The sequence below is a fragment of the Pseudoxanthomonas sp. genome (assembly GCF_035999195.1).
Lineage (GTDB): Bacteria > Pseudomonadota > Gammaproteobacteria > Xanthomonadales > Xanthomonadaceae > Pseudoxanthomonas_A.
This window is the reverse complement of the sequence record NZ_DASYGY010000009.1, coordinates 1,465,987-1,485,126: the sequence shown is the minus strand read 5'-3', so window position 1 is coordinate 1,485,126 and position 19,140 is coordinate 1,465,987. Positions and strand designations below refer to the sequence as shown.

Sequence of the window (19,140 nt, the reverse complement as noted above, 5' to 3'; positions counted from 1 at the left end):
GCGGCGGACTGCGCATGTTCAGGAAGAAGACGTCGTCTCCCGATATCGATCGCGCGGTGGCGCAGGGCGTCAGCTTCGAGCTGACGCTGGCCGAGCGCGCACGCAAGAGCGAGCGGCGCGCATGGCTGGTCGCCTGGTCCGCCATCGTGATGTCGCTGATCCTGGCCGGCGGCTATTTCCTGTTCCTTCCGCTCAAGGAGAAGGTGCCGTACCTGGTGATGGCCGATCCCTACACCGGCACGGCGAGCGTCGCGCGCCTGTCGGGCAACTTCCAGGATCGCGATGTCACGACCGAGGAAGCCATCAACAAGAGCAACGTCGCGCAGTTCGTACTCGCACGCGAATCCTACGATTCGGGCTTGATCGGCCAGCGTAACTGGCGCACCACGCTGTCGATGGCGGGGCCCGCGGTCGCGCCGGCCTACACCGCGCTGCATGCGGAGAGCAATCCTGACCGGCCGTTCCGTCTGTACGGCAGTGGGCGTGCGGTACGCACGCGCATCCTGAGCATCGTGCTGATAGGCGGCGGCGACGGGCGCCGGCCGACCGGCGCGACGGTGCGGTTCCAGCGCAGCGTGTACGACAAGGGGCGCGGTGCCTCGCAACCGCTGGACAGCAAGATCGCGACCATGGAGTTCACCTACAACCCCGATCTGCGCCTGAACGAAGAGGACCGGCTGCTCAACCCGCTGGGCTTCCGCGTGACCAACTATCGCGTGGACGACGACTTCGCTTCTGCCGCGTTGCCGGAGCGCGAGTTCCCCGCGCCGCCCGCCGCGGCGCCCGCCGTCCCCGCATATCCCGTGACGGCAGCCGTTCCCGGCAGCGCCGCCGCCCCTGCAACGGGGGATCCCTCGGCTACGCAGGGCGAGAACGAAGTATCGACGGCGCCGCTGCCCGCGGAGCAGTCGGAGACACAGACCGGAACCGGAGTACCCCAACGATGAGGTTGAAGGATGTCCTGCTGCGTGTGGTCGTCGCAGGCCTGCTGCTGGGAGCCATGCCTGCCGCGGCTCAGGTGATCGAGGAGTACACGTATGCGCCCGACAAGGTGTATCCGGTCCGCACTGGCCTGGGCATCACCACGCAGATCGAGTTGTCGCCCCATGAGGAGATCCTCGACTTCAGCACCGGCTTCAGCGGTGGCTGGGACATCAGCCGGCGCGGCAACGTCTTCTACCTGAAGCCGAAGAACGTCGATGTGGACACCAACCTGCTGGTGCGCACCGCCGCGCATTCCTACATCTTCGAGTTGAAGGTCGTCGCCACCGACTGGCGCGTGCTCGACCAGGCACGAGCCGCCGGCGTGCAGTACCGCATCACCTTCACCTATCCCGGCGATACGAGTTTTGCTGGAATGTCGGTCCGGCCGCAGGAACCCGACGCCGAACTGAGCACGGACGTGCAGTCGGACCGGGCCTATCATTTCAATTACGAGTATGCCCAGCGCAAGCGCGGCCCGGCCTGGCTGGTGCCGACGACGGTGTACGACGACCGCCGCTTCACGTACATCCGGATGGGCGACCGCACGCGGTTCCCGAGCGGCAACTTCCCCGTCGTGTTCGCGCGCGACAGCGAGGACGGCGACGAGTTCGTCGTGAACTCGACCGTACAGGACGACACCATTGTCGTGCACGGCACCTATCCCTACTTGGTCATCCGCCATGGCAACAATGTGGTGGGCCTGCGCAGGAGCCCGGAATGACGACCCAGACGCCACACGACCATCCGGAAGAAGGCTCGGAACGGGTCGTTCCGCAGAACCCGTACCAGCGGGCGGCACCGGCGGCCGATCCGGATCTTGACGCCAATGCGCCCTACCTGCGCTCCTCCGATGTGCAGCGGCTCAACCGCAAGGCATTGATGTTCCTGGCGGGGATCGTCCTGTTGCTGCTTTTCGTGGCTTTCTGGATATTCCGTAGCGCCGTGTCGGACGGGAGCGACGAAGTCCAGACGAGTTCCCGCAGCGAACAACTGGTCATTCCTGCGGCTCCCAAGGATCTTCCCGAACTCCCTCCGGAACAACCCGCAGTCGTCGCAGAGCCGGAGTTGCCGCCGCTTCCGTTGGTCAGCGAGTACTCCCCAACGCCCGTCCCTGCGTTTCCCTCCACGCCCTCCATGGAGCGGATGGAACTGACGCTCAGGGAGCGTCGGATGATGGATTTTGCCGGCAATGCCCGTTCTTCAACGGCACAAACCGATGCGGTGCCTAGTGTGATGTCGCCGGACGATTACACGCGCCTGATGATGCAGTCGGGTGGGGAGTCGCCCGCGGCGGGCACGGCTCCGGCGGACGACACGACCAGTGCCAAACCTCTCTACAACCCCAACACGCTGCTGCTGCGGGGGACCTACATCCGTTGCGTGCTGGAGTCGCGCGTCATCACCGATGTGCCCGGCTACACGTCGTGCGTGGTCACGGAGCCGGTCTATTCGGTCAACGGCAAGCGGCTGCTGCTGCCGCGGGGTTCCAAGGTGATGGGCAGCTACACGTCCGACGCCATCATCGGCGAGCGCGCCGCCATCGTCTGGGACCGCATCACCACCCCCACCGGCATGGATGTGAACATGCGCAGCCCCGGCACGGACATGCTGGGAGCGGCCGGCAATCCCGGCCATTACTCCGCGCACTGGGCGCAGCGAATTTCGTCCGCACTGCTGATCAGCATGCTCAGCGATGCCTTCAAGTACGCCGGTGCGAAGAACGGGCCACAGGAGACGGCCATTGTCAACGGCGCGATCTACCAGAATCCCTACGAGAGCAACACGGCGCGGACCATGGAGCGACTGGCCAACATGGCGCTCGACCGCAACATGGCGCGTCCGCCGACGGTGACCATCAACCAGGGCACCATCGTCAACGTCTATGTCGCCCGCGACGTCGACTTCTCCGCAGTGATGCGCTGACGGCCTGCCGGCATGGACACCCAGAACGAGCCCCTTGCCCGCGTCTCCAACGAGTTCCTGGACTACCAGTACCAGGTGCTCGGCATCGGCGAGCATATGCATTCCTCCGACGTCACCGAGATATGCATCAACCGCCCGGGCGAGATCTACCTGGAAACGGCGCGCGAGGGCTGGCTGAAGGCCGATGTGCCGACGCTCACCTTCGAGCGCGCCCGACAGTTCTGCACCTCCGTCGTCAACGAGAGCAATACCGGTCAGCGCATCACCGACATCGATCCGATGGTGTCGCTGACGTTCCCCACCGGGCAGCGTGCCCAGTTCGTCATCCCGCCGGCCTGCGACGCCGGCAAGGTGTCCATCACCATCCGCCTGCCGGCGAAGTTCAGCAAGTCGCTGGAGCAGTACGAGCAGGACGGCTTCTTCGACGAGATACTCGAGCAACAGCAGGTGCTCGGCGACCACGACCAGGAACTGCTCGAGCTGCGCCGCAGCCGCCATTACGCCGAGTTCTTCCGCAAGGCGGTGCTCTACCACAAGAACATCGTGGTGGCGGGCGCCACCGGCAGCGGCAAGACCACCTTCATGAAGTCCCTGGTCAACCACATTCCCGACCAGGAGCGGCTGGTGACGATCGAGGATGCGCGCGAGCTGTTCATCCGCCAGCCCAATGTCGTGCATCTGCTGTACTCCAAGGGTGGCCAGAGCGCCAGCAACATCACGGCGAAGAACTGCATGGAAGCCTGCCTGCGCATGAAGCCGGACCGCATCATCCTGGCGGAGCTGCGCGGCGACGAATCGTTCTACTTCATCCGCAACTGCGCCTCGGGCCACCCTGGCTCCATCACCAGCTGCCATGCGGGCAGCACGGCGCAGACCTGGGACCAGCTGGCGCTGATGGTCAAGGCCTCGGCCGAGGGGGCTGGGCTGGAGTTCGAGGTGATCAAGCGCCTGCTGAAGATGACCATCGACATCGTGGTGCACATCAAGGCGCACGCGGGGCGACGCTACATCACCGGCATCGATTTCGATCCCGCGCGCGCGCTCGCGTCCTGACAGGCAGGGAAACACATGATCCTCACGCATTCGTCGCAGGGCCATCGCACATCTCCTGGTTCGGGGAGGATCCGCTGATGCTGCCGGGCATGGAGCTGATGGGATGCACTGGACTGGCGGTTCCTCCGACGGTGATGGAGCACGTCGTGAAGGTCGAGTCCTCGTTCAACCCTTATGCGATCGGCGTGGTCGGCGGGCGGCTGGCCCGGCAGCCGCGCAATCTTCCCGAAGCGCTGTCGACCGCGCGCATGCTGGAAGAGCGTGGCTACAACTTCTCGCTGGGGCTGGCGCAGGTGAATCGCCACAACCTGGCACGGCAGGGGTTGGACAGCTACGAGAAGGCATTCGCTGTCTGCCCCAACCTGCAGGCGGGCTCGCGCATCCTGGCAGAGTGCTACTCGCGCTCGGGCAGCGACTGGGGCAAGGCCTTCAGCTGCTACTACTCCGGCAATTTCACCACCGGTTACCGGCATGGCTATGTCCAGAAGGTGTTCGCGTCCTGGCAGCGGCAAGCGGGCAGCGACACGGCGGCGGCCATTCCGGTGATCGACAGACGCGGCACGGCCAAACGGCGTGCTTCGGCCGTGCGCACCGTGGCCACCGGCGCAGCGTCGTCCCTGGTGGCGCGCCGCATCGCAGAGGCGAAGGCCGAGCGGCCCGGCGCGCAGGCCACAGCCAATTTCGCCGCGGCCCAGGTTCGGCCGGCGCCAGCGGCGGTGCGCGCGGTGCCGGCACCCGCTGCGCCCATGGCCGCGCCCGCCATCGCCCAGGCATCCGCCGAGGTGCCGGTCACGGTACAGCCATATCACCAGAACACCACCGCGGCGCCGCAAGCGCCGCAGGTCGTGCAGGCATCCGGGAGGGATGACGCTTTCGTCTTCTAGCAGCACCCGCCACGGATGGCATTTCGGCACGCGAAAGTGCCACCCATCGTCATCATCACCACTTGGGGTACACCATGAACCAGACGCACATGATCCACGCAAAGCAGGTCTTCGCCGCCTTGGCCATCGCATCCATCGCCGTAGCGGCGCTCGCATTTCCTGAACTGGCATTCGCCCAGGATGCGACCGGCGCCACGGGCCGGGTCACCAAGTTCTTCGAGAACATCAACGGCCTGTTGAATGTCGCGTCGATCGCAATCGTGACCATCGCGGTGATCTTCGCCGGCTATCAGATCGCCTTCAATCACAAGCGAATCGGTGACGTGGCGCCGGTACTGATCGGTGGTTTCCTGATCGGTGCTGCGGCCCAGATCGCCAAGATGCTGCTGCCCGCCGACGTGACCTCGACGGCGATGGTGGTCGCCCAGATGCTGAGCCAGTATGCATAAGAACGTGCTGTTCAGGGGCTGTACCCGCCCCCCCATGTTCATGGGGGTACCTTACGTACCCTTCGCGATCGGGGCGGGCGGCTGCCTGTTGCTCACGTTCTACTTCAACATGTTTTTCCTGGCCCTGCTGCCGGTGGTCATCTTCATCATGCGGCAGATGGCACGCCGCGACGAGATGATCTTCCGGCTGCTGGGGCTGCGGTGGCAGTTCCGGACCAAGGTCCGGAACCTCCGGCACCACGAAGGGATGTGGGTGTTCACGCCCAATGCCTACCGCAAGCGTTTCGACGACTCGATTCCGGACTGATCCCATGCTCGCGCCCGACCTGGCCATCGCCGAGTTCATTCCCTTTTCTGCCCACGTGTCGCCGCACGTGGTCAAGACGACGGGCGGCGATTTTCTGCTGGCCTGGCGGCTGGAGGGGCTGCCCTTCGTCGGGCGCGAGGAATGGGAGCTGGAGCACCGCCACAACAGTTTCAATCGCATGCTGCAGACGCTGCGCGCGCCGGATTTCGTCAATGTCGCGTTCTGGGTCCACGACCTGCGGCGACGCGGAAGCGTTCGTTCGACGGCCAAGTTCGACCAGGTCTTCAACCAGACGTTGTCGGACGACTACTTCGATGCGCTGTCCGCGCAGAAGATCATGCAGAACGAGCTGTATCTCACCATGATCTACCGCCCGGTCGTGATGGGGAAGAAGTTCGTCGAGAAATCGGCCAACGTGTCGCGCCTCCAGGCCGAGCAGGACCAGGCCGTGGCCAAGCTGATGGAACTGGCGGGCAACGTGGAGGCGGTCCTCAAGGACTACGCTCCGGTCAGGCTGGGCCTGTACGAGGCGGAGCGTGGGGGTGTGTTCTCCGAGACGCTGGAGTTCTTCGGCTTCCTGCTCAATCGCATTTCCGAGCCGGTGCCGGTGCTGCGCGCGCCGGTCTACGACTACCTGGCCGTGAGCCGCCACATGTTCTCGTCGAAGACCGGCGACTTCGTGGTCAGTGCACCGGATGGCAAGAACCACTTCGGCGCGATCCTCAACATCAAGGAATACACGGACGCAACGTGGCCCGGCATCCTGAATGGCCTGAAGTACCTCGACTTCGAGTACATCATCACCCATTCGTTCAGCCCGATGGGCCGTCAGGACGCGTTGAAGGTGCTGGACCGCACGAAGGGCATGATGATCTCGTCCGGCGACAAGGCGGTCAGCCAGATCGTGGAGCTCGACCACGCCATGGACCAGGTCGCCTCGGGCAATTTCGTGCTGGGCGAATACCACTTCATCCTGACGCTCTACGCCGAAGACCAGCAGCGCCTGTCGCAGAACGTGGCGGTCGCGCGCGCCGAGCTCTCCAATGCCGGCTTCGTGTCGGCCAAGGAGGACCTGGCCGTGTGCTCGTCCTTCTACTCGCAGCTGCCTGGCAACTGGCGCTACCGGACCCGCCTGGCCAATGTCAGTTCGCTGAACTTCCTCGGCCTGTCGCCGCTGCACAACTTCGCCACCGGCAAACGCGACAACAACCCGTGGGGCGAATGTGTGACCGTGCTGCAGACCACCAACGGCCAGCCGTACTACTTCAACTTCCACGCCACGCATCCGGCCGAGAACTCGCTGGGCGAGAAAGCCATCGCCAACACCATGGTCATCGGCAAGTCGGGTACCGGCAAGACCGCGCTGATCAACTTCCTGCTCAGCCAGGTGCAGAAGTTCGATCCGGTGCCGACGATCTTCTTCTTCGACAAGGATCGCGGCGCGGAGATCTTCGTACGCGCCTGTGGCGGCAACTACCTGGCGCTGGAGAACGGGCAGCCCACCGGCTTCAACCCGTTCCAGTGCGAGCGCACGGACGGCAACGTGCAGTTCCTCGCCGGGCTGGTCAAGGTGCTGGCGGCAAAGACGCATTACACCGCGCGCGAGGACGAGGACATCTTCCGTGCGGTGGAATCCATGCTCGACATGCCGTTGCACCTGCGGTCGATGACGAATTTCCAGAAGAGTCTGCCCAACATGGGCGACGACGGCCTTTACGCGCGCCTGCGCAAGTGGACGGCCGGGAACGTGCTGGGCTGGGTCTTCGACAATCCGGTGGACACCATCGATCTGGGGCGCGCCAGCATCATCGGGTTCGACTACACCGACGTGATCGAGAACGCCGAGATCCGCGTGCCGGTGATCAACTACCTGCTGCACCGGCTGGAGGAACTGATCGACGGCCGGCCGCTGATCTACGTGATGGACGAATTCTGGAAGATCCTCGACGGCGGCGGCGCGCTCAAGGATTTCGCCAAGAACAAGCAGAAGACCATCCGCAAGCAGAACGGCCTGGGCATCTTCGCCACCCAGAGCCCCGAGGACGCGCTGGCCAGCGACATCTCGGCGGCGCTGATCGAGCAGACCGCCACGCTCATCCTGCTGCCCAACCCAAATGCGGCACGCGAGGACTACATCGAAGGCCTGAAACTGACCGACGCCGAGTTCGAGGTGATCAAGAGCCTGGATGAGCGGTCGCGCTGCTTCCTGGTCAAGCAGGGCCACGCATCGACCGTATGCCAGCTCAACCTGCGCGGTATGGACGATGCGCTGGCCGTGATCTCGGCCAGCACCGACAACATCGAGATCATGCATCGGATCGTCGACGAAGAGGCCGAACGTCTCGGTATCGACAAGGCCGACCTGCTGCCCGAGCAGTGGCTGCCGCGCTTCCAGGAGGAGCGGAAGGGGTCGGGTCGTATGGCCTCCTCCCGCTCGCCCCAGGAAAAAAATGGAAGCAGCAGGCGCGCCTATACCCAGTAAGTCAACCGGCAAGCATACCGGCAGGCGAGGTCGCCGTGACCCGCTCGGTACAAGGAGAGATGGATATGTCTCACGTCAACTCAACCCCCTTTACCTTCCCGCCGAAGCGTCGCCTCGCTTCGGTCATGGCGTTGATCCTGCTCGTCCCGTGGGGTGCCACACAGGCGTCGGGACTTCCCGTGGTGGATGGCGTACACATCGGCATCAACAAGTTCGCGTGGATCGAGCAGTACAGGCAGATGTATCAGGAGCTTCAGAGGCAGATGGACCAGTACCGCACGCAGATCCGCGAGCTCGAACAGAAGTATGTGAACGGCCCATCTTTCAACGGTGGATTGGGCTACCGCGAGACATTGTCGGAGCGAGGCCTGAACGACTATGTGGCGGAGCGTTGCGGTACCGGAAGTGGCCTGCGTACCGGCCCAGCACAGCTCAAGAGTATTGCCGATCGTCAGTTCAAGAACTGTGTCGCGATCATCCAGACAGAGAATACGCGTTACAACGTGATGGTGAGAGTGCTGAAGAATCTTGACGTCAGGGATCGGCAAATGGAGGAGCTCAAGAAGCAGGCTGCTGCCGTACCTGCGGACCAGCCGGGCGCGCTGGAACGGGTGAAAGCCAACATCGCTCAACTGGAGGCGTACGTTGCTCTTGACATCCAGAACGCGAATACCCTGTTGGATGCCTATGACGCAAGTCTGAAAGCCTTGAACACGGAGCAGGTGTGGCTGGGTCAGGCCGCGTTCAACGGCAAGGGACGGGGCTTGCTGGGTGACGTCGTCCAGTACGGGGCCCTGAAGGGTGCCCTGCAAGTTGCGCGTAGTCGCGAGCGATAGCGTCTGCGTCACCATGACAAGCTGGATCGTGATCAACCCTCAAGCACAGGCCCTCACATAAATGGACGTCGGAGCGCTCCCGATCATGGAGGCGGCTGCAGGATGGCTGCCCCTCCATGCATCATTACCCAACATGGTCTTCTTCCATGAGATCAACGATTTCATCGATGACGAGCTCATCAACGAATACCTGCCAAATCTTGGTCGAAGAGTCATGCGGGTGGTGGGTGGAATCGGGACGGTACTCCTCACGCTGTGGATCATGATCCAGGGATATCGAATCGTTACCGGGCAGTCCCGGGAATCCATGCTGGCCCTGGTAGTCAGCTCGCTTCGGGCAACCTTCATCGTGGGCATCGCACTGGGTGCCGCCGTTTCCTGGGGTCCGATCTATGAGTCGCTGACGGACGGGCTGACGAAGACCATCAATGAAACGATGACGGGCGAACCGGATGAGGGTGGTGCCTATGGCGACATCGACCGGACGCTGGCCATCATGCAGGTTGCGCTGTCCGCCATTGACACGGTCGACAGCAATCACGACATGGTGACCGAAAAGCAGAAAGAAAGGGCGCTGCTTTTCACGGGCATAGGATTGGGAGCGCCTGCCATCATGGCGGCAGTGGCCATGATGCTGAACAAAGTCGCGATCGGCCTGGTTGTCGCCATGGGACCTATCTTCATTCTCTGTCTTCTGTTCGAGCAAACCAAGTCACTCTTCCAGAAGTGGCTCATGTACGGGATAGGGACGTTGTTCTCGATGGCATTGCTGACCGTGATGGTCACGCTTGCCTTGGACATGGTCATTGCGGTTGGAACCGCATTCTGGGTTACCAGTGCGTTGGGCTTTGGCGGAGAGAACGTTACCAACATGGCCATGCAGCAAGGTGGGCTCGGTTTGATCTTGACCGCGCTCATCGTAAGCGCCCCGCCGATGGCGGCGATGCTATTCCAAGGCACGTTGGGGCAGTTCACTCCGTACAGTGCATTCAATCAACAAACTCAGCCTGGTGCACCAGGCCAGCCTGGGTATTCAGCATACGCGCCGGCGCCGGCAGCGAATAGCTCTGTCCAGCAGACTCCAAAGACCGTTCATAGCCATAGAAGTTCTATCGACTAGCTTTGTGAGGTTTGCCATGAAATCAAAAGAAGTACTGTTGTTTCTTCTACTCGGCGGGGCATCCGCAGCCAATGCGCAAACAGCCTGCCCCCAGGGTGTGGCGCCAGGCAGCCCTGCTTGCGGTCCAAGTGGTGGAGGGTGGGTCGCACCTCCACCGTCGGCGCCGACACAGCGCTGGAAGCTGACATGGGGTGCGTTTGCGTCAGATCCGGCGCATTCTGTGATTGGAACTTCAACAGGTCAGTTCAGTCGCCGAGCCGCCAGTAAGGCGGCGATGGCTAAGTGTGCCTCCTTGGGTGGGAGAAACTGCAAGGTCACGCTGACGTATGAGAATCAATGTGCCGTAGTTGCCGAGCCTGTCGAGGATCTACAGCCGATGGCGTCAATTCAAGGGAGTGGGCCCAGCGTAGAGGAGGCGAGTATGCCTGTGCTTGAAGCTTGCGCCCGTGGTAACAATGGGCACCAGTGCAAGATCGTCTACTCCAACTGTACAGGTCCCGTGTTGGAGTATCGATAATTGGAATTGCAACCGGCCTTCCCGGCTCGGCTGTGAGAACTTTGCCGACATCGCGATGTGACTTAGCTGTTTGGAAAGCATCTTGATCATGCTCATCGCAAAGGCTCTTCCTAATGTCTGCGATGCTGTCTGTGGGAGTGCTTGCGAGTTGATGCCGTGCTTGCTTTTCCAGGGGTCGCAACAGCCCTGCCCAGCAGGGCCTGGCTATGTCGTTGCGAGCAGTGGCGGGCAGTCACAGGCGCCTACGCAATCGCACGGCGATGTTCCTTCCTCCCCAACACATAGACGGTACATCTGAGGATCATTCATGACGCGCGCAATGATCTTTGCAATCTTGCTTATGCTATCGATGGTTTCCTGCGCGCAGACCGCGTGTCCACAGGGCGTAGGGCCGGGCGATCCTCGCTGCGGGCCCGGCGGGTCGGGAGGGGGTGGGTGGGATCTTCCTGCAGGAAAGATTTACACGCGGTGGAAGGCAACATGGGGCGCTTTGGCAGAGGATACGAACTCCGGAAACGTCGGTACATCCACGGGCCACTTCAGTCGCGGAGACGCACGTCGAGAGGCGGTCGCGAAATGCAAGGCGATGGGGGGCTTGGAATGCAAGTTCATCTTCACCCACAAAAACAGTTGCGCGGTGGTGGCTGAAGTGGTTGATGATCTCAAGGTGCCATCAGCACCGACCTATCAGAGCGCGCCGACTATCGAGGTCGCATCCAAGCTCGCTATCGAGGGCTGCTCACGTAGAAATGGAGGTCGTACCTGTCAAATAGGTTACCAGCAGTGCACCGCACCGGTCCTGATTCATGAGTGATCGATATGCACGATCTCCTGGCTGACCGACTCGCTTCCATTGACACCAGACCCCCCGAGGGTGAAAGCAAATCAAGGCATGTCTGTTTCGATTGCAGAACGCGATGTGCTCCCATCAGTGCCAGTGGCTGCGTTTGCGCAAGTCGCATGTATACAAGTGAGCCTCTCAGGCAATCAATCTCGATCTACCAAGAACAAGTATGGATGGGCATCGCTGGGGGCTTCCTTGTTCAAGATTGGACTATCGATCTCACGGTCATGCCGATGAATCATTCGCCGTACTCTAGTGTCGCCCCTACATCCAATTGCTTTTTCTGAAAAACCATGATGCGCGCAACAGTCTTTCTTGCCTTGCTAGTGCTGTCGGTCGCTTCTTATGCGCAGACCGCGTGTCCACAGGGCGTAGGACCTGGCGATCCACGTTGCGGTCCGGGTGGGAGCGGAGGAGGCGGGTGGGATCTTCCTGCAGGAAAGGTCTATACGCGTTGGAAGGCGACATGGGGGGCGTTGGCAGAGGATACCGCTGCCGGGAAAGTCGGCACATCAACGGGGCACTTCAGTCGCAGGGACGCTCGCCGCGAAGCGGTGGGAAAGTGCAAGGCGATCGGTGGCTCGGAATGCAAGTTGATCTTTACTTACAAGAATAGTTGTGCGGCGGTGGCTGATCCGGTTGATGCCGTCAACTCGCCAATGTCTGTAGTTCAGTCTGCGCCGACCATTGACGACGCTTCCAGGAGGGCCCTTGAGATTTGCTCGAGCAAGAATGGAGGAAGCTCCTGCCAAGTGAACTACACGAACTGCACTGCCCCGGTTCTGATCCACGAGTGATCGATGTGGAGCCCTTTCGGAGTTGATAAGCTTGCTTCGATCAGTGTCATGGGTTGAGTATTGTCGATTCAGATAATGATGCCGAGGCATCGCATACGAGGCCGAAATTCATGAAGCACGTCCTCCAATCCCTTCTCGTCGTGACAGCGCTGCTTGGTGGCGGGTGCGACACGCAGACCGCACGCGTGGCAGACGCGGCCAATCAGGATGTCCAAGCAGAGAAAAAGGGGCACGACATGTCGGAGCTGAAACCGCCCTCGGCGGACAGCGTGTTGTACTTCATCTACCAGCGCGACGGTGATGGCGCCGTCAGCTACAAGGTCGACGGCGGCGCCACCGTCAGCTACTGGTACGGCCACGCGTTCGAGTTGAACGGAAAGCACTACTTCACCGGCTTCGGCACCAGAAGCGTGGGCGAGGGTCCAGAGGGCGACAACGGGATGATGGATCCCGAGCATGTCGCCATCTCGCAGGCGACGTTCACGCGCGTCGAGAAAGATGGCAAGTCCCAGTGGTCCAAGCCCGACACGGACGGTTATGTCGGCGAGTTCGGCAGGATGGGGCGGGCGGAGCAGATCGATGAGTCGCGAAAGGCTCAGTCTTTCACCACCGGCGATGGCCGTTATCTGCTGGCCGTACCGACCTGGGATTTCGTGAACGGCACGGACGTGCGCATGTTTGCCTTGCTTCTGTTCGATCCTGACAACGTGGACGCACTTGAATTCAGGCAATGGGGCTACCTCGGGAGCATCCCCGTCAGCTACGACAACAGTGATGCGTGCGATGGCGGAGAGGTGATGACTTGTGCCGCAAGCAGTGGGACGCTCGCATTCGAGCAGGCGGGTGCGGGCCTCCCTGATCTCAAGGTTATCTCGAAGGGAACCACCATCGCCGCGCCCGGAAAGGTTCGCGAGATGACGGAAGCAGACACTGTGGTCTATACCTTCGACGAAGTGAAACAACGCTACGAAAAGTAAGCCGACTCATAGTTGACCGACTTGTAGCAGGCCCATGGAGGGGTCCGGTTGACGTCCAGCGACCCTGGGTCGCGTACCTCAGCAAAGGAGCCAACGATGGCCAGTCAGTACACACGTGAGCAAATTCTCGACATCATCGAGAGGCAAGCGCAGGAAAGCGGGATCCCGCGCGAAGATTTCTTGCGATTCGCCTACATCGAGACGGGCGGCCGCTTCAACCCCGATGCGAGCAACCCCAGTGGTGCAAAGGGGTTGTTCCAGTTCATGCCGGGCACTGCGGCCCAGTACGGCATCGCTGGTCGCGAGTTCGATCCAGCGGAGAGCACACGCGCTGCAGCGGAGCTTTATCGCGACAATCTCGCCGACATCACGCGTCGTCAATCGCGCAGCGGACATGATTTCCTGTCCGGGCAGGAAGCGCCCAGCGGCCTAGACCTGTATCTGGCCCACCAGCAGGGCGCGGCAGGCTACGCCTCCATCCAGAGTGCGATCGCCACGGGTGAGTTCACTCGCGACGATACGCGTCGCAACATTCTCAACAACATCAGTGCGCGCGATGTCGAGCGGCTGACGGGCCATACGACCGACGAGCTGCGTGGGCTGGACGATCGTGAACTGGCCACGGCCTTTTCGCAGTACTGGAATGGCAAGTACGCTGCCATCAGCATTCCCGATCGCGGCATCCACGCCAGCCAGCCCGATGCGGCCGTGCGCGAGCGTGCTTCACCGCTGGCCGATGGCGTGCTGCAGAGCGGCGAGCGGGGCGAAGAGGTGCGCGCCTTGCAGACGTCGCTGAACCAGCTTGGATTCCGTGATGGCCAGGGCGCGGAACTGGAGACGCGCTCGGGTATCTACGGCGGCAGGACGCAGGAGGCCGTCCGCGCCTTCCAGACGGCAAATCAGCTGGAAGCCACCGGCAACGCCGATGCGTGCACGCGCGACGCCATCGCGCAGCAGCTCGCGTTGCCGGAACGGGAGCGCAACCGCGCCCAACCTGTGGAAGCGCAAACGCGCGAAGGCGGATTGGTATGGCCGACGCCCGGCAACCACGAGATCAACCAGGCCGACAAGCCGCGCGAGGGCCGGGGCGAGTTCGGTACGCCACGCAGCGGTGGGCGGCGCCATGGCGGCATCGACATCGAGGGCAATGTCGGCGATCCGGTGGTGGCCGTCGCGGGCGGTACCGTGGTGGTGCGTCCGAACAACGAGGCGGCCGGGAATACCGTGCATGTGCGGCACGACGATGGTTCGCTCACCAAGTACTTCCATCTCGATGAATTCGGTGTGCGCAACGGGCAGCGCGTGGAGGCCGGGCAACAGATCGGCACCATCGGCCGCACCGGCAATACGCCGGCCCAGGGCGATACCCATCTGCATTTCGAGATGTGGCGCAATGGACGTCAGGTCGATCCCTTGCCGCTGTTGCGCGGTGCCGAGCGCGATGCCGCCATACCCGCGCGTCCGACCGCGACCGAGGTGCTGCGCGACGGCGCGTCGGGGGCCGCGGTGCGCGAACTGCAACAGCAGCTCAACCAGCTCGGTTACCGGGGCGCCGATGGCAGGCCGCTGGAGACGATCTCGGGCAGGTTCGGGCCGCAGACGGAGCACGCGCTGCGTGCGTTCCAGGCCGATCGTGGTCTGAAGGTGGATGGCGAGTACGGCGATCGCTCCCGCGAGGCCTTGAGCGCCGCCACGCACGGGACGGCGCGCGATCCCGCGGCGGCGGGCGTCGTGCCGCAGGCGCGCAGCGAGGACGCACAGCGCTCGTTCGTGGATCGCATGTTCGCGGCGATGCATGGCGGCGACGACCGTGCCATGCGGCAGGCGCTGGACGAATACCTGAAAACACCTGCCGCCGAAGCGTGGCGGAAGGAATCGCCCACGATCGAACCGTCCGTCACGGGCCGCGACCCGACGGGTCAGGCCCGTTGAGTCGGGTGGGGCGCCGGACAGCGTGGACGCCTGCGCCCCTCCCTCAGTGCGGTTTTCCATGGTCAAGGTGGATGCGGACGCCGCTCTGGTTCCATCTGGGCGTGCAGCCGGTAACGCTAGGGCGGCGTCAGTCGTCGATGCGATTCGAGGAGAATGAAGATGAATCACTTGCCGGATGGACGAAGTAAGGCGTTGACGACGGCCTTCCTTCTCCTTCTTGTTTCCCCCACAGCCTGCAGCGGTGCCATGAACAGTCAGACCAGTTCGCCGACCTTCACCGAGAATCCCGCTCCGCGCCAGGCCTATCGTCTGACGCTACGCATCGAGGGGGCTCCCGGCCCCCTGGAGATCGCCTCCAGCGCGGCACAGTACGACGTCGCCAATCCCGAGTGCCTGCCGCCACCGAAGGATAATCCGGGAGGTCATACCTCGGCCGTGCCGACGCACGACATCCCGGTGCGCCTGCAGCGCGTCTCCGACAGCGAGTACGCCGGCGTGTTCCATGTCGACGGCATGCTGGACGCCGATTATCACGGGCGCGGCGTATGCCGCTGGCAGCTGGTGCAGGCCCAGGTGCAGCTGCGCGCTCCGGGCGCGGAGGGCGATACCCGGTTCGTGGCCAAGCTCAATGGCGACGAGGTGCCGAAGGGCGCGCCCAAGACGATCCACTACTGGAAGGCGCGTTATCCGCGCGAGCCGGGTGCGGACAGCTACCCCGACTACGGCCAGCCGGATCTGCAGAAGGTACCGGCCGACCAGCGTGATGCGTTCTTCAGCATCGTGTTGACTGCGAAGGAGGCGTGACCATGGGACTCACCCCGCAGCAGTACGCCTATCTTGCGGACCACAGCTACGACCGTGGCGGGCAGATGCAGGATCTGCTCAACAAGGACGTGGTGATCGGAGGCGAGCGCTACCGCGTGATCGACCATGTGGACAATCCTCGCACCGGGTACCAGGGCACCATCTACCAGCATGAAACCAGTGGCGCGGTGGTCGCGGCCCATCGCGGCACCGAGTTCGGCCGTGAGGCGTTCCTCGACGGTGTGATCGCCGACGGCGGCATGGTGTTCGCGCGCACCAACAGCCAGGCCGGGGATGCGGTGGAGCTGACGCGTCGCGCGATCGAGTACGCGGAACGGCAGGGCCGCGAGCCGGGCAGGACGGCACCGGAGGTGACCGTGACCGGGCACTCTCTCGGCGGCACGCTGGCGCAGGTGTCGGCGCACTACTTCGACCTGAGGGGAGACACCTTCAATGCCTATGGCGCGGCCAGCCTGGACCTGCGCATTCCGGAAGGCGGCGATCGCGTGACCAATCACGTCATGGCCGTCGACGCGGTGAGTTCCGCCAGTCCCCACTACGGGCAGTTGCGCGTCTACGCCACCGCGCAGGAGATCGAGACCCTCCATCGCACCGGCTATCACGACAACATGCTGCGCGACCTGCTGCAGCGGGACATGCCGCTGACCGCATCGGTGGTGTCCGCCGACTCGCACAGCATGCACAACTTCCTGCCGGTAGATGGCGAAGGCCGTGCCGACCGCTCCGCGCTTGCCGACCCGCAGGCGCGACGGCTTGCCGAGGATCATCGCGGCATCATTGCCGACTACCGGGACGACGTAGGCGATCTGCGTCGTGGCGTCACGCTGGCGTCGCGAGGCCCGTTGGGCCTGGTGCTGGACGGTATCGACCGCGTTCGGGGACCGCTGGCGCCGGGTGAGCCGGCAGCACGGGAGGCGCGTGATCGTCCGGCCAGCACGCCGCCCGCGCTGCCCGTGTCTTCGGTCACCTCGACGGTGTCCGGTGCGTGGCAGCCGAGCCCGGAGATCGAACGTCTGCTGGCGGCAGCGCGTGATGGAAACCCGGCGGCGTTGCAGACGGCGCAACAGGACTTGCAGGCGTCCGCCATCGGTCAGGCGTGGCATGCCCGCGTGGATGCGCACCAGCAGGGGCTGGGGTCGCCGCAACGCACTGCGGGCCCGACCGTTGAACAACGGACGCAGGCGCCGCTCGATATCGCGCGCTGAGCGTTAACCTGGAAGAAGGGCAGGGGGGCGAGCGTGCCCTGAATCCTGCCACACGCCCGCCCAGAGATTTCATGCAGAGCGAGTGCCGCCTGTCGCAGGCCTCGTGCGCGGAGCGCGGGCACGAGGCAGGAGGCAGGAGGGTTCCACTTCCGGTGCAGGGCCTGGCCGGGAAGTCCGCAGACCTGGCACGGTACATAGCGGGCAGGCGGCCGCTCGGCGGCCTGCCTGGGCGGTTGAGGTCAGCGGGTGCCGTACAGCACGACGGTCTTGCCGCGTGCGTGCAGTGCGCCGTCGGCCTGCAGTTTCTTCAGCACGCGGCCGGCCATTTCGCGCGAACAGCCCACCAGGCGTGCGAGCTCCTGCCGGGACACGCGCAGCTGGGTGCCCTGCGGATGGCTCATCGCCTCGGGCTCGCGGGCCAGGTCGTGCAGGGTGCGGATGATGCGGTCGGTGACGTCCAGGAACGCCAGGCGACTGGCCTTGCGGCTGGTGTCCAGCAGACGCCGGGACAGCTGCGCGCCGATGGCGTACAGCAGCTTCGGAGCGTCAGCGGACAGCGTGCCCAGGAACAGCTGGTGCAGGCGCTCGTAGCTGACTTCCGCGAGCTCGCACTGGGTGCGGGTGCGCAGGATCACCTCGCGGCGGTCGGATTCGATGAACAGGCCCATTTCGCCGACGAATTCGCCGGAGCCGAAATAGCCGAGGACCAGTTCGCGGTCGTCGTCTTCCTCGGTGATGATGCTGACCGAGCCGCTGACCACGTAATAGAGCGTGCCCGCCGGATCGCCCGGTCGGAACACGTCGGCGCGGGCCGGATATCGGCGCCGGTGGCTGTGGGCCAGGAAGCGCTCAAGCGTGGCGTTGTCCGGCGTCAGCGGGCTGGCGGCGGTACGAGCGGGGGCTACTAGGGGGATGCCTGGGCTCATGGTGGTCACGGCGTGTAATTCAGGAAGCTTAGTCCGAATACGTAGCCGACGGCAAACGCAGGCCATGCAAGCGCCGGGCCAGTATGTGACGGTATGCCGACGGGCGGGGGCCGGACATTTCACTGTCACCCCGTATGGCGCATAATCCGCCCCCTCATCCGCCTCCCCCACGAGGGACCACCGCCGTGGTAAAACCCCTGCCTCGCCTGCGTCTGCAAGGCTTCAACAACCTGACCAAGGCGCTGAGCTTCAACATCTACGACGTGTGCTATGCCTCGTCCGAAGACGAGCGCCGCCGCTACATCGAGTACATCGACGAGGAATACAACGCCGATCGCCTGACCCAGATCCTGACGGATGTGGCGGAGATCATTGGCGCCAACATCCTGAACGTGGCCCGCCAGGACTACGACCCGCAGGGTGCGTCGGTGACGATCCTCATTTCCGAGGAGCCGGTGATCGACAAGAAGGATGCGGGCAAGGAGATCATCTCCGATGCGGTGGTCGCGCATATGGACAAGTCGCACATCACGGTGCACACGTACCCGGAAACCCATCCGGACAACGGCATTGCGACCTTCCGCGCGGACATCGACGTGGCCACCTGCGGCGTGATTTCGCCGCTGAAGGCCCTGAACTACCTGATCGAAAGCCTGGAATCCGACATCGTCATCATGGATTACCGGGTGCGCGGCTTCACCCGTGACGTGAAGGGCAAGAAGCACTACATCGACCACAAGATCAATTCGATCCAGGACTTCCTGGCCAAGAACATCAAGTCGCGCTACGAGATGCTCGACGTGAACGTCTACCAGGAAAACATCTTCCACACGAAGATGCACCTGAAGGAGTTCGACCTGGACAACTACCTGTTCGAGGAAAAGGCCAAGAACCTGTCGTTCAAGGAGCGCATGAAGATCGAGGCGCGCCTGAAGCGGGAGATCGAAGAGCTGTACCACGGGCGCAACCTGCCGGAATGAGGGGTTGGCGGCGGGCGCGGGTTACATCCGGTTCGGATGAACTGCGCTAGTCTGTCCACTACACATGGCGGGACGACCCGCCCGCGGCGCGAGCCGCGC

General features: G+C 63.3%; 19 protein-coding genes. 18 read left to right on the top strand and 1 reads right to left on the bottom strand.

Annotated elements, in window-relative coordinates:
- Positions 1–14 precede the first annotated feature (14 nt).
- The 17 genes from VGN58_RS14035 (at position 15) to VGN58_RS13970 (ending at position 17,135) form a co-directional block, all read left to right on the top strand.
- The gene (locus VGN58_RS14035) at positions 15–947 is read left to right on the top strand and encodes a type IV secretion system protein (protein WP_327483799.1); all 933 of its coding nucleotides are present in this window, start codon (positions 15–17) and stop codon (positions 945–947) included.
- On the top strand, positions 944–1,705 hold the full coding sequence (locus VGN58_RS14030) for a TrbG/VirB9 family P-type conjugative transfer protein (protein WP_327483798.1): 762 nt from the start codon (positions 944–946) through the stop codon (positions 1,703–1,705). The genes VGN58_RS14035 and VGN58_RS14030 overlap by 4 nt, the downstream gene beginning before the upstream one ends.
- A complete protein-coding gene (locus VGN58_RS14025) occupies positions 1,702–2,907 on the top strand; it encodes a TrbI/VirB10 family protein (protein WP_327483797.1) in 1,206 nt (401 codons plus the stop codon). The genes VGN58_RS14030 and VGN58_RS14025 overlap by 4 nt, the downstream gene beginning before the upstream one ends.
- Positions 2,908–2,919: 12 nt before the next feature.
- Positions 2,920–3,960, top strand: coding sequence for a P-type DNA transfer ATPase VirB11 (gene virB11, locus VGN58_RS14020; RefSeq protein WP_327483796.1), 1,041 nt, complete (start codon positions 2,920–2,922; stop codon positions 3,958–3,960).
- Positions 3,961–4,037: 77 nt separating this feature from the next.
- Positions 4,038–4,844: a lytic transglycosylase domain-containing protein gene (locus VGN58_RS14015; RefSeq protein ID WP_414710799.1), complete on the top strand. Its 807-nt coding sequence runs from the start codon at positions 4,038–4,040 to the stop codon at positions 4,842–4,844.
- A 74-nt stretch (positions 4,845–4,918) separates the two neighbouring features.
- On the top strand, positions 4,919–5,293 hold the full coding sequence (locus VGN58_RS14010) for a TrbC/VirB2 family protein (RefSeq protein WP_327483795.1): 375 nt from the start codon (positions 4,919–4,921) through the stop codon (positions 5,291–5,293).
- Positions 5,286–5,600 carry a type IV secretion system protein VirB3 gene (locus tag VGN58_RS14005; protein ID WP_162108171.1) on the top strand — a complete coding sequence of 105 codons (315 nt, stop codon included), beginning with the start codon at positions 5,286–5,288 and terminating at the stop codon, positions 5,598–5,600. Before VGN58_RS14010 ends, VGN58_RS14005 begins: the two co-directional genes overlap by 8 nt.
- A gap of 4 nt (positions 5,601–5,604) precedes the next feature.
- Complete coding sequence (locus VGN58_RS14000; protein WP_327483794.1) at positions 5,605–8,082, top strand: VirB4 family type IV secretion/conjugal transfer ATPase; 2,478 nt, start codon at positions 5,605–5,607, stop codon at positions 8,080–8,082.
- Between the two features lie 65 nt (positions 8,083–8,147).
- Positions 8,148–8,918, top strand: coding sequence for a hypothetical protein (locus tag VGN58_RS13995; protein ID WP_327483793.1), 771 nt, complete (start codon positions 8,148–8,150; stop codon positions 8,916–8,918).
- Between the two features lie 133 nt (positions 8,919–9,051).
- Positions 9,052–10,038, top strand: coding sequence for a type IV secretion system protein (locus VGN58_RS13990; RefSeq protein WP_327483792.1), 987 nt, complete (start codon positions 9,052–9,054; stop codon positions 10,036–10,038).
- Positions 10,039–10,054: 16 nt separating this feature from the next.
- Positions 10,055–10,555, top strand: a complete 501-nt coding sequence (locus VGN58_RS18380) for a DUF4189 domain-containing protein (protein ID WP_414710798.1) — start codon at positions 10,055–10,057, stop codon at positions 10,553–10,555.
- A 307-nt stretch (positions 10,556–10,862) separates the two neighbouring features.
- Positions 10,863–11,369: a DUF4189 domain-containing protein gene (locus VGN58_RS18375; RefSeq protein ID WP_414710797.1), complete on the top strand. Its 507-nt coding sequence runs from the start codon at positions 10,863–10,865 to the stop codon at positions 11,367–11,369.
- Positions 11,370–11,692: 323 nt separating this feature from the next.
- A complete protein-coding gene (locus tag VGN58_RS18370; RefSeq protein WP_414710796.1) occupies positions 11,693–12,196 on the top strand; it encodes a DUF4189 domain-containing protein in 504 nt (167 codons plus the stop codon).
- A 110-nt stretch (positions 12,197–12,306) separates the two neighbouring features.
- Positions 12,307–13,173, top strand: a complete 867-nt coding sequence (locus tag VGN58_RS13985; protein ID WP_327483791.1) for a hypothetical protein — start codon at positions 12,307–12,309, stop codon at positions 13,171–13,173.
- Positions 13,174–13,221: 48 nt separating this feature from the next.
- On the top strand, positions 13,222–15,105 hold the full coding sequence (locus tag VGN58_RS13980) for a peptidoglycan-binding protein (protein ID WP_327483790.1): 1,884 nt from the start codon (positions 13,222–13,224) through the stop codon (positions 15,103–15,105).
- A gap of 246 nt (positions 15,106–15,351) precedes the next feature.
- Positions 15,352–15,909 (top strand): hypothetical protein, encoded by a 558-nt coding sequence (locus tag VGN58_RS13975; protein ID WP_327483789.1) that lies wholly within the window; start codon positions 15,352–15,354, stop codon positions 15,907–15,909.
- Between the two features lie 2 nt (positions 15,910–15,911).
- Positions 15,912–17,135, top strand: a complete 1,224-nt coding sequence (locus VGN58_RS13970; RefSeq protein ID WP_327483788.1) for a hypothetical protein — start codon at positions 15,912–15,914, stop codon at positions 17,133–17,135.
- 239 nt (positions 17,136–17,374) lie between these two features.
- Here VGN58_RS13970 and crp read toward each other — a convergent pair whose 3' ends face one another.
- Positions 17,375–18,061, bottom strand: a complete 687-nt coding sequence (crp, locus tag VGN58_RS13965) for a cAMP-activated global transcriptional regulator CRP (protein WP_055936925.1) — start codon at positions 18,059–18,061, stop codon at positions 17,375–17,377.
- 185 nt (positions 18,062–18,246) lie between these two features.
- Between crp and speD the strand changes: the two genes are divergently transcribed.
- Positions 18,247–19,041 carry an adenosylmethionine decarboxylase gene (speD, locus tag VGN58_RS13960; protein ID WP_055936923.1) on the top strand — a complete coding sequence of 265 codons (795 nt, stop codon included), beginning with the start codon at positions 18,247–18,249 and terminating at the stop codon, positions 19,039–19,041.
- The last annotated feature ends 99 nt before the right edge of the window (positions 19,042–19,140 follow it).